This window comes from Pseudoalteromonas sp. OOF1S-7, assembly GCF_022347765.1.
Taxonomy (GTDB): Bacteria; Pseudomonadota; Gammaproteobacteria; order Enterobacterales; family Alteromonadaceae; genus Pseudoalteromonas.
This window is the reverse complement of the sequence record NZ_JAKRFZ010000004.1, coordinates 201224-225613: the sequence shown is the minus strand read 5'-3', so window position 1 is coordinate 225613 and position 24390 is coordinate 201224. Positions and strand designations below refer to the sequence as shown.

At 45.0% G+C, this 24390-nt stretch carries 26 protein-coding genes; 20 read left to right on the top strand and 6 right to left on the bottom strand.

All coding sequences use genetic code 11. The annotated features are described in order from the left end of the window. The first annotated feature begins 125 nt into the window (after positions 1-125). The 5 genes from MHN33_RS08330 (at position 126) to cmk (ending at position 5251) form a co-directional block, all read left to right on the top strand. A complete protein-coding gene (locus MHN33_RS08330) occupies positions 126-2153 on the top strand; it encodes an amidohydrolase family protein (RefSeq protein ID WP_239397526.1) in 2028 nt (675 codons plus the stop codon). Positions 2154-2624: 471 nt separating this feature from the next. Further along, a complete protein-coding gene (locus MHN33_RS08325; RefSeq protein ID WP_239397525.1) occupies positions 2625-3053 on the top strand; it encodes a hypothetical protein in 429 nt (142 codons plus the stop codon). Between the two features lie 396 nt (positions 3054-3449). Continuing rightward, complete coding sequence (locus MHN33_RS08320) at positions 3450-3659, top strand: hypothetical protein (RefSeq protein WP_239397524.1); 210 nt, start codon at positions 3450-3452, stop codon at positions 3657-3659. Then, a complete protein-coding gene (locus MHN33_RS08315) occupies positions 3656-4477 on the top strand; it encodes a hypothetical protein (RefSeq protein ID WP_239397523.1) in 822 nt (273 codons plus the stop codon). The genes MHN33_RS08320 and MHN33_RS08315 overlap by 4 nt, the downstream gene beginning before the upstream one ends. A gap of 21 nt (positions 4478-4498) precedes the next feature. Then, complete coding sequence (gene cmk / locus MHN33_RS08310; RefSeq protein ID WP_239397522.1) at positions 4499-5251, top strand: (d)CMP kinase; 753 nt, start codon at positions 4499-4501, stop codon at positions 5249-5251. A 279-nt stretch (positions 5252-5530) separates the two neighbouring features. On the opposite strand, the gene MHN33_RS08305 is transcribed toward cmk, so the two are convergent. Continuing rightward, positions 5531-7060 carry a hypothetical protein gene (locus tag MHN33_RS08305; RefSeq protein WP_239397521.1) on the bottom strand — a complete coding sequence of 510 codons (1530 nt, stop codon included), beginning with the start codon at positions 7058-7060 and terminating at the stop codon, positions 5531-5533. A gap of 428 nt (positions 7061-7488) precedes the next feature. Between MHN33_RS08305 and MHN33_RS08300 the strand changes: the two genes are divergently transcribed. Further along, complete coding sequence (locus MHN33_RS08300) at positions 7489-7653, top strand: hypothetical protein (RefSeq protein ID WP_239397520.1); 165 nt, start codon at positions 7489-7491, stop codon at positions 7651-7653. 115 nt (positions 7654-7768) lie between these two features. Further along, on the top strand, positions 7769-8632 hold the full coding sequence (locus tag MHN33_RS08295; protein ID WP_239397519.1) for a hypothetical protein: 864 nt from the start codon (positions 7769-7771) through the stop codon (positions 8630-8632). A gap of 203 nt (positions 8633-8835) precedes the next feature. Here the strand turns inward: MHN33_RS08295 and fur are convergent, their stop codons facing one another. The 5 genes from fur to MHN33_RS08270 form a co-directional block, all read right to left on the bottom strand. Continuing rightward, complete coding sequence (fur, locus tag MHN33_RS08290; RefSeq protein WP_054015203.1) at positions 8836-9282, bottom strand: ferric iron uptake transcriptional regulator; 447 nt, start codon at positions 9280-9282, stop codon at positions 8836-8838. Positions 9283-9383: 101 nt separating this feature from the next. Next, on the bottom strand, positions 9384-9911 hold the full coding sequence (gene fldA / locus MHN33_RS08285) for a flavodoxin FldA (RefSeq protein ID WP_239397518.1): 528 nt from the start codon (positions 9909-9911) through the stop codon (positions 9384-9386). Positions 9912-9925: 14 nt separating this feature from the next. After that, positions 9926-10204, bottom strand: coding sequence for a LexA regulated protein (gene ybfE / locus MHN33_RS08280; protein ID WP_010384731.1), 279 nt, complete (start codon positions 10202-10204; stop codon positions 9926-9928). Beyond that, positions 10204-10425 (bottom strand): DUF2788 domain-containing protein, encoded by a 222-nt coding sequence (locus MHN33_RS08275; protein WP_125559476.1) that lies wholly within the window; start codon positions 10423-10425, stop codon positions 10204-10206. Before MHN33_RS08275 ends, ybfE begins: the two co-directional genes overlap by 1 nt. A gap of 86 nt (positions 10426-10511) precedes the next feature. Beyond that, complete coding sequence (locus MHN33_RS08270) at positions 10512-11285, bottom strand: alpha/beta fold hydrolase (protein ID WP_239397517.1); 774 nt, start codon at positions 11283-11285, stop codon at positions 10512-10514. A gap of 125 nt (positions 11286-11410) precedes the next feature. On the opposite strand from MHN33_RS08270, the gene seqA reads away from it, so the two are divergent. The 13 genes from seqA to MHN33_RS08205 all read left to right on the top strand — a co-directional run bounded on the left by seqA (position 11411) and on the right by MHN33_RS08205 (position 24387). After that, positions 11411-11953, top strand: a complete 543-nt coding sequence (gene seqA, locus MHN33_RS08265; RefSeq protein WP_239397516.1) for a replication initiation negative regulator SeqA — start codon at positions 11411-11413, stop codon at positions 11951-11953. Positions 11954-11962: 9 nt separating this feature from the next. After that, entirely contained in the window at positions 11963-13600 is a 1638-nt protein-coding gene (gene pgm / locus MHN33_RS08260; RefSeq protein WP_239397515.1) for a phosphoglucomutase (alpha-D-glucose-1,6-bisphosphate-dependent), read from the top strand. A 114-nt stretch (positions 13601-13714) separates the two neighbouring features. Continuing rightward, positions 13715-14746 carry a succinylglutamate desuccinylase gene (gene astE, locus MHN33_RS08255; protein ID WP_239397514.1) on the top strand — a complete coding sequence of 344 codons (1032 nt, stop codon included), beginning with the start codon at positions 13715-13717 and terminating at the stop codon, positions 14744-14746. Positions 14747-14990: 244 nt separating this feature from the next. After that, the gene (locus MHN33_RS08250) at positions 14991-16208 is read left to right on the top strand and encodes a thiamine pyrophosphate-dependent dehydrogenase E1 component subunit alpha (RefSeq protein ID WP_239397513.1); all 1218 of its coding nucleotides are present in this window, start codon (positions 14991-14993) and stop codon (positions 16206-16208) included. Beyond that, positions 16208-17185, top strand: a complete 978-nt coding sequence (locus tag MHN33_RS08245; RefSeq protein WP_046004494.1) for a transketolase C-terminal domain-containing protein — start codon at positions 16208-16210, stop codon at positions 17183-17185. The genes MHN33_RS08250 and MHN33_RS08245 overlap by 1 nt, the downstream gene beginning before the upstream one ends. Before the next feature lie 10 nt (positions 17186-17195). After that, positions 17196-18746 (top strand): dihydrolipoyllysine-residue acetyltransferase, encoded by a 1551-nt coding sequence (locus tag MHN33_RS08240; protein ID WP_239397512.1) that lies wholly within the window; start codon positions 17196-17198, stop codon positions 18744-18746. 192 nt (positions 18747-18938) lie between these two features. Continuing rightward, entirely contained in the window at positions 18939-19496 is a 558-nt protein-coding gene (locus MHN33_RS08235; protein ID WP_239397511.1) for a hypothetical protein, read from the top strand. Positions 19497-19599: 103 nt separating this feature from the next. Then, positions 19600-20259, top strand: a complete 660-nt coding sequence (locus tag MHN33_RS08230; RefSeq protein ID WP_239397510.1) for a sigma-70 family RNA polymerase sigma factor — start codon at positions 19600-19602, stop codon at positions 20257-20259. Beyond that, on the top strand, positions 20252-20902 hold the full coding sequence (locus tag MHN33_RS08225; RefSeq protein WP_239397509.1) for a ChrR family anti-sigma-E factor: 651 nt from the start codon (positions 20252-20254) through the stop codon (positions 20900-20902). The genes MHN33_RS08230 and MHN33_RS08225 overlap by 8 nt, the downstream gene beginning before the upstream one ends. A gap of 245 nt (positions 20903-21147) precedes the next feature. Continuing rightward, complete coding sequence (locus MHN33_RS08220; RefSeq protein WP_239397508.1) at positions 21148-21633, top strand: nuclear transport factor 2 family protein; 486 nt, start codon at positions 21148-21150, stop codon at positions 21631-21633. Further along, positions 21618-22343 carry an SDR family NAD(P)-dependent oxidoreductase gene (locus tag MHN33_RS08215; protein WP_239397507.1) on the top strand — a complete coding sequence of 242 codons (726 nt, stop codon included), beginning with the start codon at positions 21618-21620 and terminating at the stop codon, positions 22341-22343. The genes MHN33_RS08220 and MHN33_RS08215 overlap by 16 nt, the downstream gene beginning before the upstream one ends. Continuing rightward, positions 22340-23593, top strand: a complete 1254-nt coding sequence (locus MHN33_RS08210; protein WP_239397506.1) for an FAD-dependent oxidoreductase — start codon at positions 22340-22342, stop codon at positions 23591-23593. Before MHN33_RS08215 ends, MHN33_RS08210 begins: the two co-directional genes overlap by 4 nt. After that, positions 23593-24387 carry a DUF1365 domain-containing protein gene (locus tag MHN33_RS08205; RefSeq protein ID WP_239397505.1) on the top strand — a complete coding sequence of 265 codons (795 nt, stop codon included), beginning with the start codon at positions 23593-23595 and terminating at the stop codon, positions 24385-24387. The genes MHN33_RS08210 and MHN33_RS08205 overlap by 1 nt, the downstream gene beginning before the upstream one ends. The last annotated feature ends 3 nt before the right edge of the window (positions 24388-24390 follow it).

Genomic DNA, 24390 nt, shown 5'->3' with positions numbered 1-24390 from the left:
ACATTTGAGCGTACAAAAACACCTTCTTTCTATTAATCAATCAGTTAATTTATAACAGTTTTAAAAATTCCTAGCCGCATATGATATAAATATCCTTGATTATAATAATATTTAAGGAAAACACAGTGAAACAGCACAACAAAAGGAGCTTTGCGGCAGGGCATCTGCTGGCTGCAACCACATTTCTATCAGCCATTTACCTACCCACAGCACTGGCCGAAACCATAGTTAATAACATTTACTCCGAAAAGGGGCTGGCAGGTACTATGAGCCAGACGCAAGCTGATAACCGGACTTATACGTCAGAGGCACGATTTGGCTGGAACAACCGGCGAATTATTCTGAATGAATCGCTCAAGCTCGACGAACAGGGCCGGATATTGGCGTTTGAAACCCGGGGTCAGTCGGCTTTTGGTGCGAAGATCAAAGAGTCCTATATGTGGGAAAGTGGCCACGCTAAGTGGCGCAATGATGATGAACAGGGCAGCACCAGGGTTAACGACCCTCAATTCTATGTGCCCAAAAACAGCACCTTGGCCATAGAAAACGCATTGACTCGTTATATGATCAAAAATGATCTGCACAAGACAGATGTGTTACCTCACGGAAAAGTAACCTTCACTAAGCTGGATACGGTTCAGCTGGGTAATGAGCAAGTCCATTTGTATGCCAAGTCAGGGTTAAGCATGACGCCGGATTTTGCGTGGTATGACCAAGCTGGTAACTACTTTGCGCAGAGTTGGGGTGGTATGTATGTGATCCGGGATGGTTTTAGTAAAGCGCAATTTGAGCAGCTAAAAGCCCGTCAACTCGAGGCGGAGCAGGCATATCTGGAAGATCTGGCTGAGCAGCTTACTGAGTATCATCCAAGGTTGTTACTAGACAAGGTGAACGTATTTGACGTAGATACAGGCACGATGCTCAAAGGTCAGCAAGTGTTAATTGAGCAAGGCAAAATAGTTCAGGTTGCGCCGACGATTAAACTCAATAAACAAGTGGCAACAGTGAATGGTCAGGGAAAGACCCTTATCCCGGGCCTGTGGGATATGCATGGTCATTTAAGTAAAAACACCGGGATCCTGAATATTGCAACTGGCGTAACCAGCGTACGAGACATGGGTAATGAACACCAAAACCTGATGGAGATCCAATCTTTGTTTGATACGGGCAAAGTGCTCGGGACGCGCGTATATCGTGCCGGGTTTATGGATCAATACAGTGAAAACTCAGCGGGTTTAAGTGTTAAGACCCTGACTGAGGCGCTCGAGATGGTAGATTTTTTTGCCGACAATGGTTATGTCCAGATCAAGCTTTATTCGTCGATTGACCCTAAATGGGTTAAACCGATTGCTGAGCGGGCGCACAGTCGAGGCCTGCGTCTTAGTGGTCACATTCCGGCTTTTATGACGGCAGAGCAGGCTGTACATGCCGGGTACAACGAGATCCAGCATATCAACATGTTGTTTTTGAACTTTCTGGCAGGTGAAGAAGTTGATACACGCACCAAGCAACGCTTCTCTCTGATTGGTGAAAAAGCCGCAGACATGCCGATGACAAGCGAGCAAATGGGCGTATTTATCAAGCTGCTTGCAGATAAAAATGTAGTGATTGATCCTACTGTATCTACCTTCAGAAGTCTGCTCATGAGTAAAAACAAACAAATTGATCAAGAGTTTGCTGAAATTGCACCACATTTACCCCCCAACTTTGTGCGCAGTCTGAAAGGGGCGCAGATGCAGGTAGAAGAAGAGCACCAAAGTGCCTATCAGAACTCGGGCGAAGCTTTACTGAAAATGGTCAAGATTCTTTACGACGCCGGCGTACCTATGGTTGCAGGCACAGACAGCGTCCCCGGGTTTACCTTACTTCGGGAACTTGAGTTGTATACTCTGGCTGGGATCCCAGCGGCGGAAGTACTGAAATTGGCCACCATTGACAGCGCCAGGCTGATGGGGGTCGCACACCAGACTGGCTCTGTAAGTGAGGGCAAAGTGGCGGATCTAATCCTGGTTGACGGCGATCCAGGTCAAGATATAAAAGCACTGAGAAAGCTTTCATTAGTGATTAAAGGCACGCAAGTCTTTAAACCGGAAGCCATCTTTGAACAAATCGGGATCGCGCCTTTCACCAAAGCAAGCCGCATCGTACTTTGATGTGTTAGTTGCAAGCTGGTACCTGACCAGCTTGCACGCAAAAGCCGACTCAACGCGCGTTCTTGTTAATTATGACGTTTCCATGAAATATTTATTCGCCAGCCTTTCGTGGTTGATTTTTGTGCAAAACATAAACACACTGAGTGTTACCAATATTGGTGCAATCATGTAAAGGTGAAAAATAATGAAACTAGTACTCAACAAGAAGAAGGTCAAAATCCTGTCTGATCAGGCGGCCCTGAACACTTGCAAAACACGCCAGATTGGCGGAGCGATTTCCGCGATGGGGTGCGGTCCGATCTCAGATCCAAACTATTCATGCCCGGTGTCTGTAAACGGATATCGCTGCTGAATATAGGCTAAACTGAAGGGCAGGCCGAGCTATTAGGCTTGACCCTTGATCATTCAAGCGTTGTACAAAAGAGTTGGCTCAGGGGACGCCGTTAAGAAAAACCGTAAGGAGAAAGCAAAATGGACTATAAGCACACCCAGATTGGTACCGCCATATTAGTGGTGATGGGCACATCCGCATTGGTCTTAGCCTACGGCAGCATGACTAAACCCGAAGAGCCGATTGAATTTGCCTTTGTGGTTGTAGGGATCATTGCTATTTTGTTTAGCTCACTGACAATCAAAATAGGCGAAGGCCAGATCCGCTGGTTTTTCGGTCCCGGCTTCTGGCGTAAATCACTCGATCACAGCCAAATTGAATCAGCCAGCGTCATCACAACCAAATGGTATTACGGATTAGGTATTCGTCTGATGTCTACCGGCTGGTTATATAATGTTTCCGGTTCACACGCCGTAGAACTTAAACTAAAAGACGGCACGACCGTGAGCTTAGGCACCAATGAACCCGAGAAACTGCTCGCTGCGATTGAAAAAGCGCTTGAGCGTTGAGGGGGCTCGCCAAACACTACTGAAATTACCGAGTTTTAGCTACTTTCATACACAAGTGATGAGGCGATATGTGCGGTCAAATCACTCTACTTCCCCTGTTTTGAATACTTCGCGTCAACCAATTTACCTTTAAGTTAATTAAATTCAATAAGTTAGTGGTTTTCTCATAACGAGAGCCCCAGAATCGCCGTGATAGCGGGGCGATTTTTGTAAAGGTGGTTAAAACTTGAGCTGCAGGTGAATTGGTGCTAGGTTGTTGTTATTTAGAGTAATAAGTGAACGAGTGTGATGAGGTCTGCGACATCAGGAGCGGTCATACCGAAAGGTTTTGCTTCTGTTAGCGACGTTATTGCTTGGCGGGGTGTTGGTGCGTCTCAGGTAAATGTGGAGGTCAACATGGAATGGTTTTTAAATAATTATGAATGGTTTTTTTCTGGGTTAGGGGTGTTCCTAATTTCGCTAGTAGTTATGTTTTTAAAGAAAAACAAACGATCCACAAAAATTTCAAAAAATATAGAGTCGATAATATCGAAAAATAGTATAAAAGGCAAGGTTGAAATAACCGGAAATGAGAATACAACTATCAATGGCAATGATATCTCATGAGTTTTTTCAAAAGGATTCTTGGGGCTTTACGTAGGTATGATAAGGTTGATTTATCGAATAATATCAATACCAAGATTACTAACAATAGAATAAACTCACCAAATATAATATCCTATCTCGATAATGGTGAGTCTGATAGTGTTTCAATTCCTAGTTCTATTTTACCCTTGATCGACGAAAAGTCAGTGGTAGAAGGGACTCATGAAAGAGCTGAAAATAATATTACGATTTTTGATAAGTTACTTTATATGTCCAAGCAGAGTGGTGAAAAGCAAGTTATTCGTATGTATGGACTTTTTACCTCTCTATCAATATTAGAGTCTAAGTCTAATCGTTCTCCATCGTATGAAGAGCTACTAAAATTAGAAAAGGAATATATAGAACTTTTTATTAAACAGGGTTTTGAGGTGAAAATATGTGCTAGTCTTGATTTGCCATATATTTATGAACAGTGGGGGTATGCGGAGGAAGAGTTAGCTTTAAGAGTTTCAAATTTATGTCAAAACATAAGTCTGCTGTCTGAAAAATATAGCAATTTAAATTTCACTATAGATACTCACAATCGCTTGGATGGACATTTTATATTGGGAAGTAGTCTATTGATAAAATCTATTCGTGTTACAACAGGGAAAGGATATAGTCAAACCGTGTATGATAATAATCAGGTGATTGTATCAAACGCAATTCAGACTTTTGACGATGTTTTTTATAGCGCAAAGAGACGTGAGTTAGGGGCAAGGAAGTTGCTTAAAATAGAACGTGATGAAGATTATATATCTACAGTTATTGAAAGCAGGATAAAGTTCTTGATTGATTAGAAACTGATAAAAGGGAATGTTATGATTGTGACAATAGATGGGCCAGCAGGTTCAGGGAAAACGACGGTTGCGATAGAACTTTCGAAACTGACTAATTTCAAGTGTATTCTCAGTGGAAATATGTTTAGGGGAATCGCTTATTATATAATGGATAATAAAATTTCTCTAGATGACCCATGCTTAGTTGCTTTATGCAAAGCTGCAAACTTTGAATTTACTATTGTAAATGGCGTATATCGAACTAAATTGAATGGTTATGATATTACCGATTCAATTGAATCACCTTCTATTTTACCTCTGACATCCAAAGTTGCCTTAAATGCAGGTGTCAGAGCGGAGTTGGTAAAGAAACAGCGCGATATGGCCAGAGTCAGTGACGTTATAGTCGAAGGGCGAGATTCCGGAACTGTTGTATTTCCAAATGCAGATATTAAGTTCTATTTAAATGCAGATATGGGTACTAGAGTTGATAGATTGTATTCTTTATTACCTGAAGATAAGAAAGACCATATATCAAAAGAAGAGTTTTTCAAAGAAATAACAGAAGTAGATGAATTAGATGCAAGTAGAAAAATAGCGCCATTACGAGTTCCAGAAGGGGCAATAGTTCACAAAAATTACGGTGAGCTATCGGCCTCTCAAGATGCGATAATCTTATACTATTATTTAACCAGAAAGGGAGAAATTTTAAAAAATTCGCAAGTCCTTAGCTCGGTGAATAGAAAACAAGAGAGAGCAGGTGGCACTGAAGTAAAACAAGCGACACTGACCTGAAAACGGCGTAATTTTACGTCGCCATCCACGCTTTAGAATACGCTCAAAGAAAATAATACACTGTGCCAACAGTAACGAAGAAACAAGAAAGTTTAACCGATACCAAATACTATCATTGTATATTCCGGTGTGTGCGTTGTCCCTATGTGTATGATTAAGGCCGCTTCGGGCTGGTCCTATGTCATAGACAGAACCGAGTGACAGTCACCGATTGAAAAATGGGCAACTGTCAGGTTGAGTCTGAGTTGTAAAGCTTAATGCTGTTTGTGAAAATGACTACTATGCAGCATTTGCAAAGAACAGTAGGTTAGAGTTTTTCTCTTTGATATCTTCGATATCTGCCAAAGTCACATTCAGCGAGTCATCGATTGCATTAAGTTTACTCTGTACTTGCGAGGGAGAATTTGAGTTGAGCAGCAGGGTAACAATCAGCACTTCTCTCAATTCTTTTATATTTTCTTTGTGAAGCTTGAAGTAGTCGGTGATGGCATCAATATCATCATTGCTGATGTAATAGCCCAATAACAATACCAATTCGTCATGTTTGGTGTCGTCATCGCCCATTGTTGGATCATCAGATATATCAAGATTTATCAATATACTGGCTTTTTGCGCTGCATCTGGTGCTGACAAGCCCCTATTGATATACGTCTGCATAGCTTTTGCACCTGTTGAAAACTCCGTACTTTTGTCTGCAAATCCTTTCAGAGTATTGTAGATATCTGACCTGGAGATAACGTCTGATGATCCTGGATCTCTGAGTTCTTTTACAATAGGTTCAATTTTGTCAAAAATGTCTTTCACGGCTGTTCTGGCTTGCTGCAGCTGACTAATCACCCCATTGGCTTTGGTTACGCCTTCTCCTGCATCTTTTTCAACCTTTTCATAATGCTCTTTTATTTTGTTAGCTTTATCAATTTCATTAATTATCAACAGGACGCCGCCAACGACAGCCAAAATTGCACCTACGACGGCAATCACCGGTGCAAGTGCAACGGCCACTCCACCAGCTGCGCCAAAATATGCCATTCCACCGGCAAGACTCAACCCAAATACACCGAGCAGCCCTGACACAGCTCCAATATCTGAAATCGTGCTGGAGCCGGAATTGAAATCTTTCAGGTTGACTGTGATGTCCGAACTTATCGACACGAAAGGTGACTCATTGAGCGAGTTAGACCAACGTTTAAGTACGTCGGCGATATCTTTGACGTCCTGCAGGTCTGCTCGGTAATTTGAAATTTCACTGACGATGGTATTCAGTTTACCCTTTAGCTCATTGAGCTTATTTTGTGCCTTGTCGTTTCTTTTGTCGTTGTCCGGACGTAGATTTGTGCCTCTACCTTTTAACTCTTTCAAACTGTCAACCTGGCTGTCTACCTGTTCGATGGAAACATTGGTTTTTATGCTGGCATCATTTAACTCGTGCTGCAGATTGTCCAGGGTATCAGATAACCGTTGAAACATGATCTCTTCGAAAGTCCCAACAACTGAACGATAAAACGGAATGGTTTTTCTGTATAGGCTGTTCGAATAGGGCAGCGGTAGGCTTCTCTCTTTAAGTTTGAATTGGATTTCTCCAAAACCGGAGGAGGCTGTTTTACTGCTAACTGATATTCTGTCCGGTTTATCCAACAGATAACTAACGTCATCGATAGGGAAATTAAAATCTTGATAAGTATCTGTTTTTTCCAATCGTGCGGCCAAAGCCTGAGATATGTATCCGGCAACATTTTCACCATCACGTTTGAAAGAAGATAATATTACTGCATCTTCTTTCACAAGTATCATTTCGTCTTTCGTAACCATGTCTAGCTCCTTAGATAGTTCCCTGCCAAGGGATTTTTAATGATATTCAGGTTTGTTGGTATTACGAGATAAATCAAACAAGTCACGGTTGGCCAAACTTTGTGAATCGCCCATTAATGACTTTGGCCTTAGGCTTTTTCGTAACCTGGTACACTTAAACCTAGCAAGGAAGGAAGCGGTGTAATATTACACTGCGATAACACATTACTTGGGAGCCTGTCTCAAATACAGTAACTACACAAGAATTCTCTCAGCGCAAAACACTTTGATGGTCGCACCATAAGTTGCTACCTTCATCGAGTTATTGCTCCCAGGACAACCCAGGGTTGATGCATTTTTATTGCCTTAATATGAATTCGTATGGTCGCTTTTTACCACAGTACTGAGTACTGGTATTCGTTCAAACCCGGCGTTCAAGGAGCGTTAAGGTGACACTTACGGATGTCTCCAGCGATGACAAGCCGAGTAGTTCAGAGCAACGCATGCTTATCGCTGATACTGCTTTATGTGGACACCTTTCAATATGTACCAGTAATGAATGTACGATTGGTAAGGCTTTGTATTTTGTAGCGCAAAGCGAGTTTTTGTGGTGACAGGTAAATGATTGTAAGTAATTGTAATTAGGTCTTTTTTATTATTATGAAAGTGCTAATGTTCGCTTGCCTTTGGATGGCATTACACACTCAATTATCAGAAAGGAAGTTCAGTATGAGAAGTCAAATAAAAGCACTAATAAAATTATCATCAATTATTGCGTGTAGCTCTATGGCCACTGCAAATGCACAGGACAGCTCGCTCATGTCTTGCTATTGGCAGCTTGATAATCAAAGTGAAGCAGCTACATGGGAAAACAAAATGTGTACTAATCCATTGGATGCTAACTTACCAGATGTATTGGTAGCCAACAGAGTGGATATTTCCAGCTATGATATTTGTAGCATAAACTGGCTTGATGGTTACCGGACTGAGCTTAAAGGAGCGATTAAAGTCGAAGGTGAAAAGTCTTCCTGTTGGGGACACGCTGTTTCTTTTGAGCCTGCACCTGCGCGTCGCATAGTTGATGGGCTTGAAGAAAAACGCCTGAATTGTCGTTGGAAAAATGACGCAAACAGTAACCAAAAACTTCAGTGTGATGATATTGATGGACATCCACTGAATATGCCTATTGCGATTAAAATGCAGGCTGCTAACTCTTCAAGTTGTGTCATGATCTTTAACGACTTTGTACTTAATTATTTCTCTGGTGGAGTAGCGGTCATCGACAATAAACCCGCTTCCAATGCGTGTGACGTAGGCCCAGTGTACTTTAGACCTTATCCGGCTCAGCGTATAGTAGAGGGGTTCGAAGAAACTTTACTGCAATGTGCATGGCGAGATGTAAATGATAGTGCACGTATCAAGTATTGCTCAAATGTGGGGGCATCAGGCAAAGAAGTCACAGTCGCAGTGACAGTGAATGGTATTCACCAGTCACTAATAGATACGGCAAATAATCAATTATCGGATGGGGAAATTATAGAAGACAAAATCCTTAACCCAAATTTTCCGGCGCTTTATTTTAGGAAATATTAGTGCGAAACGAGAGATCTACATAAAGTAAATGCAGCTTTTGGGGTCATATCCGAAAATATATAGCTATCCCCGATATGTTCACAAAACACAAAAAAGGCCGACAATTGTCGGCCCTTTCAATCGAAAAAAGTGAACTATACCAATCTATATAATTAAGTAGCCAAAATTCATCGCATTGGCTCTATGTATTAATGTAGTTGGTATTAATTACCGTTTTCTTCAGCGTATTTTTTACACGCTTCCACGTCGCTGCACTCACCGTACAGGTAAAGAGAGTGGTTGGTCAGCTTAATGCCGTTGTCTTTGGCTATTTCTTCCTGACGCGTTTCGATCACATCATCTTCAAACTCAACGACTTTACCACACTTTAAGCATACCAGGTGGTCATGGTGTGTACTGCCTGACAATTCAAATACAGACTTACCACCTTCAAAGTGGTGACGAGTCACAATGCCGGCGTCGTCAAACTGGTTTAAGACGCGGTATACGGTAGCAAGACCGATTTCTTCGCCTTTATCCAGCAGGATTTTGTATACGTCTTCGGCACTGATGTGCTGGTTATCAGGACACTGCAAGATCTCTAAGATCTTAATACGTGGCAGGGTAACCTTTAAACCCGCTTTTTTTAGCTCTAAGTTGTGATCAGTCATTAATCTGTCTCAATTTGTCTAATTTCAGTTACTACTTAAGTCTAGCACGACACAGACTTAAAAATAGTGCGCTTGGGATACTAACCCGCAATAGGGTTGAATTAGTCTTCCAACTCGCTTAGGCACATTTCTTCATATACCTGAGCAGACCACTTTTTAACACGCTCTTCGGTTAATTCGGGCTGACGGTCTTCATCGATGCCGAGACCAACAAAGTGGCCATCGTCTATCAAGGCCTTTGATGCTTCGAAGTCGTAACCTTCTGTTGACCAGTTACCAATCACGATTGCACCGCGCTCAGTGACAATGTCATTCACCATCCCCATTGCGTCTAAGAAGTACTCGGCATAGTCTTCCTGGTCGCCACAACCAAAAATGGCTACCAGCTTACCCTCAAAGCTAATTTCTTCCAGCTCAGGGAAAAAGTCATCCCAGTCACACTGTGCTTCACCGTAGTACCAAGTAGGGATACCAAAAAGAAGCAAATCGAACTCTTCGATATCTGCTTTGCTGCTCTTGGCAATGTCTTTCACATCGACTAATTTTTTGCCCAATTCTTTTTGGATCATTTTTGCAACGTGTTCGGTGTTACCCGTGTCACTGCCGAAAAAAATACCTACGCTTGACATTAACTACTTACCTTTTATCTATTAATCGCTAATTTTTCTTGCAAAATGGTTTCTATCAGCGCGCTACGACTGATGTTTTGCTCTTCTGCCATATCGCTCAAAGCCTGGTATAGCTCAGAAGAAATTTTAAACTCAACGCGCTTTAACCCTCTTGCTCTGTCTCTTTTAATCTGATTGCGCTTATTGATCTTTAGCTGCATCTCTCTGGGGAGAGGGTTTGTCTTAGGCCGACCAGGGCGCTTTTCATTTTCAAACAAGTCGATAGTGGTTCTATCTAATTCAGACTTGGCCATCAACCAACACCCGCACCTTGCCAAAATACCTGTATCAGGCCCTTGGCGATAAAGCCTGAGCACCCTAAAAATAGCACTAACCAGACAATGTATCGACCAAACTTGGGCACGTCTCCTTTCTTTAGGACGTCCTGAATGGCCATACCTATAAAAAAGAAAATTCCGGCGAGAGCAAAGTAAAGACCAAGGGTTTCAAACTCATTTATAAATTCGTTGATCATCTTTGCACTACTCAAAACATAAACGGCGGCTACTATACCATACCTGGAACCGATAAATTAAGGTTGCAGAGAAAAAACTGAGGTAATTATTGAATAAAATCAATAATTGAACGATTGACGGCTTGCGGTTTTTCTGCGTGCAGCCAATGTCCGGCACCCTGGATAATTTTTGCTCTCGCATTGCTAAACGATTGCATAATGGCAGCTCTGTGCTCGGCCAGAATATAATCTGAATTGTTTCCTTTCAGGAACAGAGTATCACACAAACAGGAATGAGTTGTATTTATATTTGAGATGATCTTATCGTAGTTTTTTTCTATGACATGCAGGTTAAACCGCCAGGTAAGGCCGTTTTGCTCGTTTTTTGCAAGGCTCTTGAGCAAAAAGCCTCGTACACCTTGTTCTTCTATATACGCTTGCATGATTGTGTCGGCTTCACTGCGGCTGGTAATATCGGAAGAAGCTACGGCGTTCAGCGCCTGAATTATGGCATCATGACGCGGGTGATAGTCCACTGGTGCAATATCCAGTACTACCAGCTTATCGATCTTATCTTCATTGAGCATAGCGACTTGCATGGCCACTTTGCCGCCCATGGAATGCCCAACCAGGTGGGTTTTTTCTATTCCAAGATGGTCGAGCAGGGCAAGTACGTCCTGAGCCATACTGGGGTAATCCATCACATCGCTTTTGAACGACTGGCCATGATTACGCAAATCTAGATTGATAACCGTGAATGACTCACTCAGTGCGCGGGCTATAATATTTAGGTTCTCCAGCGAGCCAAACAGGCCGTGGAGCAACACAACAGGCTCGGCACTGCCCAGCGGCTGTCCCGATAATTTGTAGTTAAGCAACATAATACCTCCGGATCCGGCGCATAGTGTGCCAGTGTTGAAAGCAAAATCATAGCCGTAGAGGAATAAGTTAAATTTAGATATAATCCCGTGAAGATGCAGTAGATGTATAAAATGACAGGACAAGCATGAAAAAAATAGAAATAGATGACGAGCTATATCAATACATTGCCAGTAACACGCAAAGTATTGGTGAAAGCGCTTCCCAGATCCTGCGTCGTTTATTGAACCTGAACTCTGTGGCGCAGCCCACTGAGGAAACCGACCAAACCGCAGAGCTCACGCCACAACCAGAAGTTGAGCCTCAGCAAGCCCCGGTTTCAAACGAACCTTCAGGCAATGTATTTGATATCCTAAATAAAGAAGAGCTGGCTATGCAAAAAGGCGTAGTGGGGCGTTTTTTGTTTATTCTGGCAGCGTTTCATCGTAGCCATAAAGCTGATTTCCACAAAGTATTGGAAATCAAAGGGCGAGATCGCATTTATTTTTCGACCAGCAAAGCGGCGCTGCTCGAAAGCGGTAGTAGTACGAACCCGAAAAACATTGCAGACAGTCAGTATTGGGTTATGACAAACTCAAACACGACGCGCAAAAAAATGATGTTGCACGAAGTTGCGCTCATACTAGGTTATTCGGCGCAACACGCAGAAACTATCCGAGACTACCTATAAGGAAATGTGATGGCAAATCACCCCAATGCAGGCAAACCAGCTCCGTTAAGTCAGCTGGCGAATATTCCCAAACTGGTATCGGCTTACTATCTGAATGAGCCTGATCTGGAACAAAACCCCGAGCAGTGCGTTGCTTTTGGCACATCAGGTCACCGTGGCTGTTCGTATAATGTGAAATTTAACGAATCTCACATTTTGGCTATTACCCAGGCTATCTGTGATTACAGAAAAGCCAACAATATTTTTGGCCCGTTGTTTTTAGGCAAAGACACCCATGCCTTGTCGGAAGCTGCGTTTAACTCCGCTATTGAAGTACTGGTTGCCAACGAGGTCCATGTGGTCACGCAGGAAAACGATGATTACACACCAACTCCGGTGATAAGCCATGCCATTGTGTGTCATAACAAGACGCATCCGCATGAGCTGGCCGATGGTATTGTGGTAACTCCATCACATAACCCGCCAGAAGACGGTGGCTTTAAATATAATCCACCCAATGGTGGACCAGCCGACACAGACGTCACTAAGTGGATTGAAGATCGTGCCAATCAGCTACTGATTGAAGATTTAGTTGAAGTTGAGCTGTTCCCATTTGCTAAAGCCAGTCGCTCAGGATTTGTAAAATATGTCGACTTAATCACGCCTTATGTGGAAGACCTGGCGAATATTGTTGACCTCGAAGCCATTGCAAAAGCAGGCGTACGTATTGGTGTTGATCCGCTGGGCGGCTCTGGCATCAACTTCTGGCCGGTGATTGCGAAGCAATATGGGTTAGATCTCACGGTTGTGAATGAGCAGGTTGATCCACGTTTTGCCTTTATGCCTTTGGACAAAGACGGCAAAATTCGTATGGACTGTTCGTCGCCATTTGCGATGGCAAATCTGGTGGCGATCAAAGATGACTATGATATCGGCATTGGTAACGATCCGGATTACGATCGTCACGGTATCGTCACTAAAGACGGTCTGATGAACCCAAATCACTTTCTGGCCGTCTCGATAGATTATCTGCTCAAGCACCGTGACTGGGGCAGTGAGATTAAAATTGGCAAAACCCTGGTATCCAGCGCTATTATCGACAAAGTGGTTAAAGGCAATCAGCGCGAAGTGTACGAAGTACCGGTTGGTTTCAAGTGGTTTGTTGATGGCCTGAGTGAGCAATGGTTGGCATTTGGCGGTGAAGAAAGCGCGGGCGCATCCTTCCTGCGCCGCAACGGTGAGGTCTGGAACACAGACAAAGACGGCTTCATTCTGGGCTTACTGGCTGCGGAGATCCTGGCCGTGACAGGTAAAACGCCATCACAATACTATCGTGAGCTTGAAGCGCAATATGGCGCGCCAGTTTACAAGCGTATTGATGCGCCTGCATCACCTGAGCAAAAAGCCAAACTAAAAGCTTTGAGCCCACAAGATGTGACGGCCAGCTCGCTGGCCGGTGACGCCATCACAGATATTCTGACTGAGGCGCCAGGCAACAATGCGGCCATCGGTGGATTAAAAGTAGTGACCGAGTCGGGTTGGTTTGCGGCTCGTCCATCAGGCACCGAAGACATCTATAAAATCTATCTTGAGTCGTTTAAAGGCGAAGCGCATCTTGCTGAGCTGGAACAGGCAGCCAAGACATTGGTAGATAGCGTGATCCGCTAACTTTAAGTGATAAAAGGCCATACATTGTGATGGCCTTTTTTTATACCTACTATTTAGTTGCTGAAATATGACTCCTCAGCGACGCTTATTTCTCTCACAAAAGGTGATGTTCGTATGTACCTTGATACATTAAAACAAACTGGAGACTTTCTGACTCTGACTCGCAATAACGAGTTCTCGCTTGCCGCTGAACAATTTACGCTGAGCAACGGCACTTTGGTTGAAGTAAAAGACACGGGTGTTATTCAGTTTACGCCTGCCACGTATGGTAACAAAGACATCGTGTTGTCGAGCGCGGTGCATGGTAATGAAACCGCCCCCATCGAAATATGCGATGAGTTTATTCAGGATGTGATCCTGGAACGCATTGAACTGGCACACCGTGTATTATTTGTGTTTGGTAACCCTAAGTCCATCAATATCGCAGAGCGTTTTGTGGATGAAAACCTCAATCGACTGTTCAATGGTGCCCACGAAAACCGCACCGAAAACCCGGAGCAGATCCGCGCTGCAAAGCTTGAGAGCTATGTGCGCGACTTTTTCACCAGCGTGCCAGAGGGACGTTATCGCTGTCACTATGATCTGCATACTGCCATTCGTGGCTCCAAAAATGAGAAATTTGCAGTTTATCCATTCTTACACGGCAAGCCGTGGAAGAAGTCACAACTGCAGTTTATGCTGGCCTGCGGTGTAAACACCATTTTGATGATGCGTTCAGCAGCAACGACCTTCAGCTATTTTTCATCCTGTCAGTTCGGTGCTGACGCCTTTACGGTTGAGCTGGGGCAGGTGAAGCCTTTTGGCCAGAATGATATGTCACGTTTTGCCGCAGTAAAACAAACACTAAAAGCATTAATTAGCCAGGAAAGCGTCAAATTTGGTGAGTTTAATGCAAATGACTTCGAGTTGTTCCAGGTGCATCGCACGATAAACCGCACCTGTGAGGCGTTTTCATTCCCATTCCCTGATTCTGCGGTAAATTTCACCGGTTTTGCTAAAGGTGAATTGCTTGCAACCGATGGTGATACAGCCTACTTTGCAGAAGTTGAGGGAGAAGCCATCATCTTCCCGAATGCCAAAGTCGCGCTGGGCCAGCGTGCATTACTGACGGTGATCCCGCTGGAAGTAGATAAAAACTTCGTGTAACCCTCTGTAAATAAAGCGCTTAATAAAGCGTATCAAAAACTTTCCACCGCAAAATGTGCAAATTAACGGTTATTCATCTAGGATTAGTTGAATAACCGTTTACGTTAACGTAAAGTGGCAAAAGCTTTAATTTAATTAATTTGCATTTACCGCACTAATTATTCAAATCTCTAACCGCGGATCCGGCCCATTTTAAGCGGCTTTGGCGTTGCAAATTAGTTATGACAACAAGAGAAGGTAGGTTATGACTAACCCCAATAACATATCGTTGAATATCAGCCATGCGCTCGAATTTATCGATGGCCATGCGCTTAACATCCCGACGCTGAAAATTCTCAGCGAAGACGGTGAGATTTTGGACGGTGCAACTGCACCTGAGTTAGACAAAGACACAGCGCTGCGTATTTATTCTACCATGCGTTTTATCCGCCTGCTGGATGAACGTATGCAGGCGGCACAGCGTCAGGGCCGGATCAGCTTTTATATGCAGTGTCTTGGCGAAGAGGCTGCAATCACTGCCAGTGCAGCTGCGCTAAAACAAGAAGACATGATCATGGCGCAGTATCGCGAACAGGCGGCACTGCACTATCGTGGATTCTCGCTTGAGCAGTTTATGAACCAGCTGTTCTCTAATGAGAAAGACTTGGGTAAAGGTCGTCAGATGCCAGTTCATTATGGCTCAAATGAATTACACTACCTGACCATTTCATCACCACTGGGTACACAGATCCCGCAAGCGACGGGCTATGCGTACGGCCAGAAACTTAAGCATATTGATGCACAAAGCGGTGAACTAAGCAGCGAAATTGACAACGTCACTATTTGTTACTTTGGGGAAGGTGCTGCATCGGAAGGTGACTTCCACGCAGGTTTGAACATGGCCGCAGTGCATAAGGCACCGGTACTGTTCTTTGCCCGTAACAATGGTTACGCCATATCTACGCCAGCTGATGAACAATTTAAAGGCGACGGGATTGCCTCTCGCGGTGTCGGCTACGGCATTAAGACCATTCGTGTCGACGGAGCGGATACATTAGCGGTTTATGCGGCAACGCAAAAAGCCCGTGAAATCGCAGTCACAACAGGCGAGCCTGTCCTCATTGAATCCATCGCTTATCGTTTAGGTGCACACTCTACGTCGGACGACCCGTCGGGCTACCGTACAAAAGACGAAGAAGCTGAGTTTAAGTCAAACTGTCCGGTTGCACGCTTCAAGGCCTGGTTGCTTAAACAAGGCTGGCTGAACGAAGAAGAAGACGAAGCGCAAAAAGATAAAATCCGCGAAGAGATCCTCGCTGCGCTGAAAGTGGCTGAGAAGATTCAGAAGCCTGCGCTGGAAGAGCTTGTTTCCGACGTTTACGATACGCCAATCCCGGCACTACAAAAACAATACGAAGAACTTAAAGAGCATATTAAACAGCATCCGGATGCGTATCCAATCACGGCTGGGAGGGTAAAATAATGGCTAAAATGAACATGCTGCACGCCATTAACTCGGCGCTAGACATCACCATGGCAGAGCACCCGCAGGCGTGTATTTTTGGTGAGGATGTGGGTTACTTCGGCGGTGTATTCCGCGCGACTTCAGGTTTACAGGAAAAATACGGTAAACACCGTGTGTTTAATACACCACTGACCGAGCAGGGGATCCTGGGTTTTGCAAACGGTCTGGCGGCTTTCGGTGCCCCGGCGCTGGCAGAGATCCAGTTTGCGGACTACATCTTCCCGGCGTTCGACCAGATAGTAAACGAATCGGCCAAGTTCCGTTACCGCTCTGGTAATGAGTTCAATGTCGGCAATCTGACCATTCGCACACCTTACGGTGGTGGTATTGCAGGTGGTCTGTACCACTCACAATCACCAGAAGCTTATTTTGCACACACCCCGGGCCTGAAGCTGGTTGTACCGCGTAATCCCTATCAGGCCAAAGGTCTGCTGCGTGCGTGTATCAAAGATGATAACCCTGTGATTTTCTTTGAGCCAAAGCGTTTGTATCGCGCTTCTACGGGTGAAGTGCCCGAGGGCGATTACACCATTGAAATTGGTAAAGCTGAAGTGGTGAAAGAAGGTAAAGACGTGACATTGCTTGCCTGGGGCGCTCAGATGGAGATCATTGAGCAGGCTGCTGCCAAAGCAGAAGAAGCCGGGATCAGTTGTGAAGTCATTGATCTGCGCTCAATCTTGCCTTGGGATGTAGAAACCATTGCTAAGTCTGTAACCAAAACAGGTCGCTTGGTAATCAGCCATGAAGCACCTATTACTAACGGGTTTGGCGCTGAGATTGCTGCAACTATCCAAAAAGAGTGCTTCTTGCATCTTGAATCGCCTATTGAGCGTGTTTGTGGTCTGGATACGCCTTATCCGCTGGCGCTGGAAAAAGAGTATGTACCGGATGCACTTAAAGTGTTCGCTGCAATTAAGAAGTCAGTAGAGTTTTAAGGGACGGAACATGTCGAAAGAATTTATTTTACCAGATATCGGCGAGGGGATCGTCGAATGTGAGCTGGTCGAGTGGCTGGTGAATGTAGGTGATGAAGTGAAAGAAGATCAGCCTATCTGCGATGTGATGACAGATAAGGCATTGGTCCAGATCCCGGCAGTACATGATGGTGTGATCACCCAGTTACACTATGCAAAAGGCGATATCGCCAAAGTGCATGAGCCATTGTTTGCGATGGATGTTGCGGGCGAAGCCCCGGCCCCCGTCAGTAATACAAGTGACAGTGAGCCCGCCCCGGCGGCGTCAACTGCCCACTTAGAAGACTTTATTCTCCCGGATATCGGCGAAGGCATTGTTGAATGTGAAATCGTCGAGTGGTTGGTCGCTGAAGGCGATGAAATCAAAGAAGATCAGGCTGTGTGTGATGTGATGACAGACAAGGCACTGGTGCAAATTCCGGCTAAATACGACGGTGTGGTAGAAAAGCTGTATTATCAGAAAGGCGATATTGCGCAGGTACACAGTCCGTTATTCCAGATGCGCTTAGGTGCCGATCACAGCCCGAAACAAGATGAGCTGGCGGTCCATAAGCCACAGCCTGTGAAAGAAAGCAAAGCGCTATCTTCACAACCAGCTACAGCGGCTAAAGTGAATGGCAAAGCCGTTGCTTCGCCTGCGGTCAGACGCCGCGCGCGAGAGATGGACATCGACATCACTCAGGTGCCAGGCTCAGGTAAAAACGGTCGTGTATTTAAAGAAGACCTGGAGCACTTTGCGCAAGGTGGCGCAGCGGCCGCTCAGTCGTCGACGCCAGCTCAGACTGAACCATCAACGTCAGCATCGGTATCATCAGGTGGTACACGTGTTGAGTCTATCCGTGGTATGAAAGCTGCGATGGCCAAGCAGATGGTCGCATCGGTTTCAACTATTCCACACTTTACTTATAGTGATGAAATTGACCTGACGGATCTGATAGCCTTGCGTAAGTCTCTCAAAGATCAGTATGCAAAGCAGGGCATTAAACTGACGATGATGCCGTTCTTTATCAAGGCGTTGTCACTGGCAATTAAAGAGTTCCCGATTCTTAATTCGCAGGTGAACGACGAGTGCACTGAGATCACTTACTTTGACGATCACAATATAGGTATGGCGGTAGACAGCAAACTTGGATTACTGGTACCAAATATCAAACAGTGTCAGAACAAGTCGATTGTGGACGTTGCTCAAGCGGTCACACAACTTACAGACGCTGCGCGAGAAGGGCGAGTTTCTCCTAATGACCTGAAAGGCGGTACGATCTCAATTTCGAACATCGGCGCAATCGGCGGAACGACAGCAACACCTATTATCAATAAACCAGAGGTAGCTATCGTTGCGCTGGGTAAGTTACAGCACCTGCCGCGCTTTGATGAGCAGGGTAATGTGGTATCTCGTGCAATTATGCAAGTGAGCTGGTCTGGCGATCACCGTGTTATTGATGGCGGAACGATTGCAAGATTCAACAATTTATGGAAGTCTTACTTAGAGGAGCCGGCTAAAATGATGATGGCCATGCGCTAATCACCACTTTTGCTAGTTTCTTACTTGTTGTAAAGGGCCTTTACGGCCCTTTTTTAATGCCTTCACTTACAAAAAACAAGAAAATGTTCGCTTGGTTGACGCATCGATTTTCGTTGATCCTGGTAAACGTCTTATTCGTATCATTGGTCAGATTTAACTGTTTGGTCTGATTTTATGATTCAAAGTGTGCAAATGGCACTTTTTCCACTACCTGTATTTCTGTTGCCCGGTGGCGTCACTCGGCTACGCATATTTGAACAAAAGTACCTGCGCATGGTAAAAGAAGCAGGCGATGACCGTCACTTTGCGCTTAGCCTGTACAAGTCATCGACTGAGTATCAGACTGCCCCATGGGCCAGCTGGGTCGAGATTATTGATTTTGGCTCAGCAGAAGATGATATCCTGACCATAGACGTGAGATCTAAAGGGTTGCTGGATATTGAAGAGGTCTGGATGGAGTCTGATGGTTTGAGGCAAGCGTGCCTTGCCGCCAGGGCGCATTGGCCACGATCTGAATTGACACCCAGATACCAACATATCAGTGATGAACTGATACGAATTTTCAAACAAAACTCCGAACTGGCAGGGCTTTATCCTCATCCGTGTTTTGAGGATGCAGCGTGGGTAGCAGGACGTTTCTTAGAGATTCTGCCTTTCTCGCCTGAACACAAAGAAGGATTTTGTGAGCCAAACACACTGCCTCAGGCTTTAAAATTTCTCGACACCATCTTAACAGGCCAGGAAGACTGATAAATTTCTCTGTCTTACGTGATCCAGTCTGGGGTAGCTGACGTATTCAATACAGAGAAACAAAAATCCATTTTAAACTTCCATTATGTATGGATGTGAGCTAATGATAGAAAAGAGTCGACAGCAAAGTACCGAAACGCCACAGGGGTCAGTTATGAAAGACGTTGCTGCTACACAAACATCAGAGCAACGCCTGCTCAGTGCTGAGCAACAGGCGCAATTGTGCGACTGGATGCACCGTATTGCAAACCACAGAGACAGGAAAGCATTCGCTTGTTTATTTAAGTGGTTTGCTCCCAAAGTACTGCATCTCGGGCGTCAGCGTTTCGGCGATGCCAGTCAGGCACAAGAGCTGCTTCAGGAAAGCATGGCCAACGTGTGGCGCAAAGCCCATTTGTTTAACGCTGAAAAAGGTGCCGTGACAACCTGGATCTATACTCTGGTACGTAATCAATCTTTTGACATGCTGAGGAAGATGCAGACTAACCGTGAAGATAATCTCAGTGAAGACATCTGGCAACAACACAGTAATGAACGTGATGACAGTGCTGAATTTTCAGACCATTTACTGGACAGGCAACTTGTTGAATACGTAGAAAAGCTACCTGAAGAACAAAAAAATGTAGTGAAAGGCATTTATTTTCAGGAGTTGAGTCAGGAAGAACTGGCAAATCAGCTGGGGATACCTTTGGGCACGGTAAAATCCAGACTGAGACTGGCACTGGGCAAACTGAAAGCACATATGGGGGAACATCATGATTAAATATCACCCATCCGAACACATTCTGCAGTCTTATGTTCAGGGCGAACTGTGCGCGTCGCTGAGTGTGGCAGTGAGTATGCATGTGGCCATGTGTCCTCAGTGTCAGCACCTGACCTGCCAGTACGAGGCAAGTTGTGCTCAAAGCTTTGCTGGTGAAAATCTGGACTTGCATGGTGACGAGAACTGGGACGAGCTGATAGCTCAGATAACAGAAGACACGATGCTTGCAGAAATTGCTGCTCCGGCACCGCTCGAAATCGAAATAAAAGGTGAGCAATTTTTACTGCCATCCAGTTTGCAAAATGTCGGCCTGAGTGGCTGGTTGAAATTAGGTAAACTATCTCGCTCGCGGCTGAACCTGGGTGACGGTAAATTGCACGCCAGCTTGTTGCATATTGAAAAGGGCGGCAGTGTGCCACAGCATACACATAGAGGGTTTGAGCTGACGCTACTGCTATCTGGTACTTTTAAAGACGAAATGGATAGCTATGTACCGGGCGATTTTATTATGTTGGATGGAAGCCATGAGCATTCACCGGTAGCGACTGAGTCTTGCCTGTGCTTTACGCTGGCTGATGATGCTTTGCACTTCAGTCAGGGCCTGAGCCAGTTGTTCAATCCCATTGGTAAACTGATTTACTAACCCAGAATTAACAAGGATCTTAATCCCTCCTTTGACTTAAGCACAAAGCCTGCCTTTGTGCTTTTTTTATATGATGCTGATTTCAGCCGTTTTATCTGAAAACCTGCTACTGTACTAGGTAGGGACTCATGTGCTCCTGATTGTCAGCCAGCACCATCGCAACAGGTTGCCGGAACCTTAGATAGTTTGATCTTATACCTTGCTGAACACGTATAACGAAGCATAGCAGCAAAAAGGACAGAGTAATGACCGAACAACCAGACTGGCTTAACAATTTTGTAGGGATTTATAACAAGCTGGATAAAGAAACTCTGTACTTATTGGCAGAGATTTATCACCCTGATATTGAGTTCAGAGACCCGCTTCATGGGATCAGTGGACTACAAGGTTTGAGCACTTACTTCAGCGATATGTACAGCAATGTGATCAGCTGTCAGTTTGATATTCAGCACAGCTTGTCTCAGGGCGACGAGGCCGCTTTATACTGGACTATGCACTACAGACACAATCGTTTGGGAAAAGGGCGCAATATCAGTGTAGAAGGCCACTCCTTTTTGAAAGTACAGGACGGCAAAGTGATCCTGCACCGAGATTATTTCGACGCTGGCAGCTTATTGTACGAACACATTCCTGTGCTGGGAATGGGGGTACGCTGGCTCAAAGCCCGTATTTCCGGTGAACAAACAGGTAGTAAAGACAACAAAGGAGCGCAGGCATGCCCGAAATTCTAATTACCGGCGCCAGCTCCGGTATAGGGTTGGCCCTGGCTAAGCGCTATGTTGATGCCGGTTACAAAGTGCACGCTTGCGGACGGAACAAAGACAAACTCCAGGCAATGCTGCCTGAATCTGAACAAGTGCGCCATGTATGCTTTGATCTCAACGATAAGGCGGCAATTTTTGAGGTAGCGAAAGATCTCCCGGATCTGGATGGCATTATTCTGAATGCCGGCGGCTGTGAGTATATAGACGACGCAAAGCAATTTGATTCAGCCCTGTTTGAACGCGTTATTTCCGTCAATCTGATATCCGTTGGTTATTGCCTGGATGCCTGGTTGAGTAAGCTTACCTGTGCGTCGTTTTTGGTGTTTGTCAGCTCATCGGCCAGTTTTTTAGCGTTACCTCGTGCAGAGGCCTATGGTGCTTCCAAGGCTGGGCTTACTTACCTGGCTAAAGCGTTGGATGTTGACCTTGCAGGTAGTGGTATTCAGGTCAGTGTAGTGCATCCGGGGTTTGTGGATACACCGCTTACACGAAGAAATGATTTTCCGATGCCTTGTCAAATTACAAGCGCGCAGGCTGCTGAACGTATCTTCAAAGGTGTCGAGAAAAAGCAGTTTGATATTCACTTTCCACGCAGGTTTACCTACCTGCTCAAGTTTTTTGGTTGGCTGCCACATATTACATGGCGGCACCTTGCGGCAAAATGGATAAAAAGATGAAAAAAATAGCCGTCATTGGTAGTGGCGTTTCAGGTATGGTCTGTGCCCGATTGCTTAGCACCCGGCACGACGTACACTTGTTCGAAAAAAGAGATAGGCTCGGAGGGCATACTGCGACCAAAGAGGTCGAGTATCAGGGCCAAACTTATCAGGTTGACACTGGGTTTATTGTTTATAACGACAGAACTTACCCAAACTTTATTAAATTAATGGACAAGATTGGGATCCAGGGTAGGCCGACTGAAATGAGTTTCAGTGTTCATAATAAGGATACCGGGTTGGAGTATAATGGACATGACCTCAATACCTTATTCGCGCAGCGGCGCAACTTAGTTCGTCCCAAGTTTTGGCGTCTGCTTAGTGAAATTGTTCGTTTTAACAAAACTGCCAAGCAGCGCTTTGCGGATGATGATTTTTCCAGTACGGAAACGCTGGGCACTTTCCTTGATGAGCAAAACTTCAGTGAGTTTTTTGCTGAGCACTACATTTTGCCTATGGGGGCAGCCATCTGGTCCACCAGCATGCAAAAAATGAAAGCGTTTGAACTGAAGTTTTTTGTTCGCTTTTTCCATCATCACGGTCTGCTTAATATTAGCGACAGGCCACAATGGTACGTGATCCCAGGTGGATCTAAGCAATATATCGCACCCTTGTTAAATGGTCTGGAAGGCAACATCCATCTCAATGCTGATATCAAAAAGATCACGCGACAAAACGACTGTGTCCAGCTGCACTTCGCCGATGAAATACGGGAATTTGATGAGGTTGTTTTGGCTTGCCACAGTGATCAGGCACTCAAATTGCTTAGTGATGCCAGTGCGAAAGAGAGCAGTGTGCTGTCAGCAATTCCCTACGCAAAAAACAGTGTGATCCTGCATACTGATGCGAGCTTGCTTCCTAAGCGTCGTTTAGCCTGGGCTGCCTGGAACTATTTGCTCGACAACAATGAGTCTCGTCCGGCGGCAGTCACCTACAATATGAATATACTGCAGGGTATTGAAGCACCATGCACTTTTTGTGTGACGCTGAATCAGCCTATCGATGAGAGCAAGGTGCTTGGTCAATATCAATACGCGCACCCGGTATTCAATACTCAGAGTATTGCGGCACAACAGCGTAGGAAAGAAATTTGTGGTCTGCAGCATACGCATTTTGCCGGTGCCTATTGGTACAACGGCTTTCATGAAGATGGTGTGCGTAGCGCAGTTGATGTTGCGGCGCGATTTGGCATCAGTGTGGATGATTTGTAATGTCTGATGCGCTACACCGTTCACCTTTGTATGTCGGTCAGGTCAGGCATCGACGATTTGCACCCGTGTTTCATGGTTTCTCCTATCGCTTATATATGCTTTGTCTGGATATAGAAGAAGACACCTTTGTTAAAAAAGGCCTGGGGTTAATTGGACCACAGTGGTATCGACCTATTCGCTTTTGCCACAAAGATTACCTCAGAGGTGATCCTGGTACGTTGCAACAGCGTATCAAAAATAAAGTCATAGAGCTTGGCGGGCAATGGCCCGGGGGCCGTATCAAAGCACTTGTACAGGGGCGTTGTCTGGGGCTGTATTTTAGCCCACTGAATATTTACTTTTGCTACAACGAACAGGGTCAGTGCAACCTGATGCTGGCAGAGGTGAGCAATACGCCCTGGAATCAGCGCCACTATTATCTGGTCGATATCGGGCAGGTACAAAAAACCGACAAAGTGTTTCATGTGTCGCCGTTTATGTCTCTGGATATGCAATATCTGTGGCGTGTTAAAGCGCCGCCCGAGCTAGGGCCTGGCAAGCTGATGGTGCACATAGAAAATCACGCCACATCTGAGCATGAGTACAAACAGCAGGGCAGTGTGAAACAAGACAAATTGTTCGACGCCACTATGGCACTGGAGTCCAAGCCTCTGTCTTTGAAAAGTGTACTTGGTCTCGGTTTGTGTGTGCCCTCTATGACATTAAAAATTTGCCTGTCGATTTACTGGCAAGCTTTGAAACTTTGGGTGAAGCGTGTGCCGTTTATACCACACCCTAAAACGCATTCTAACTGAAAT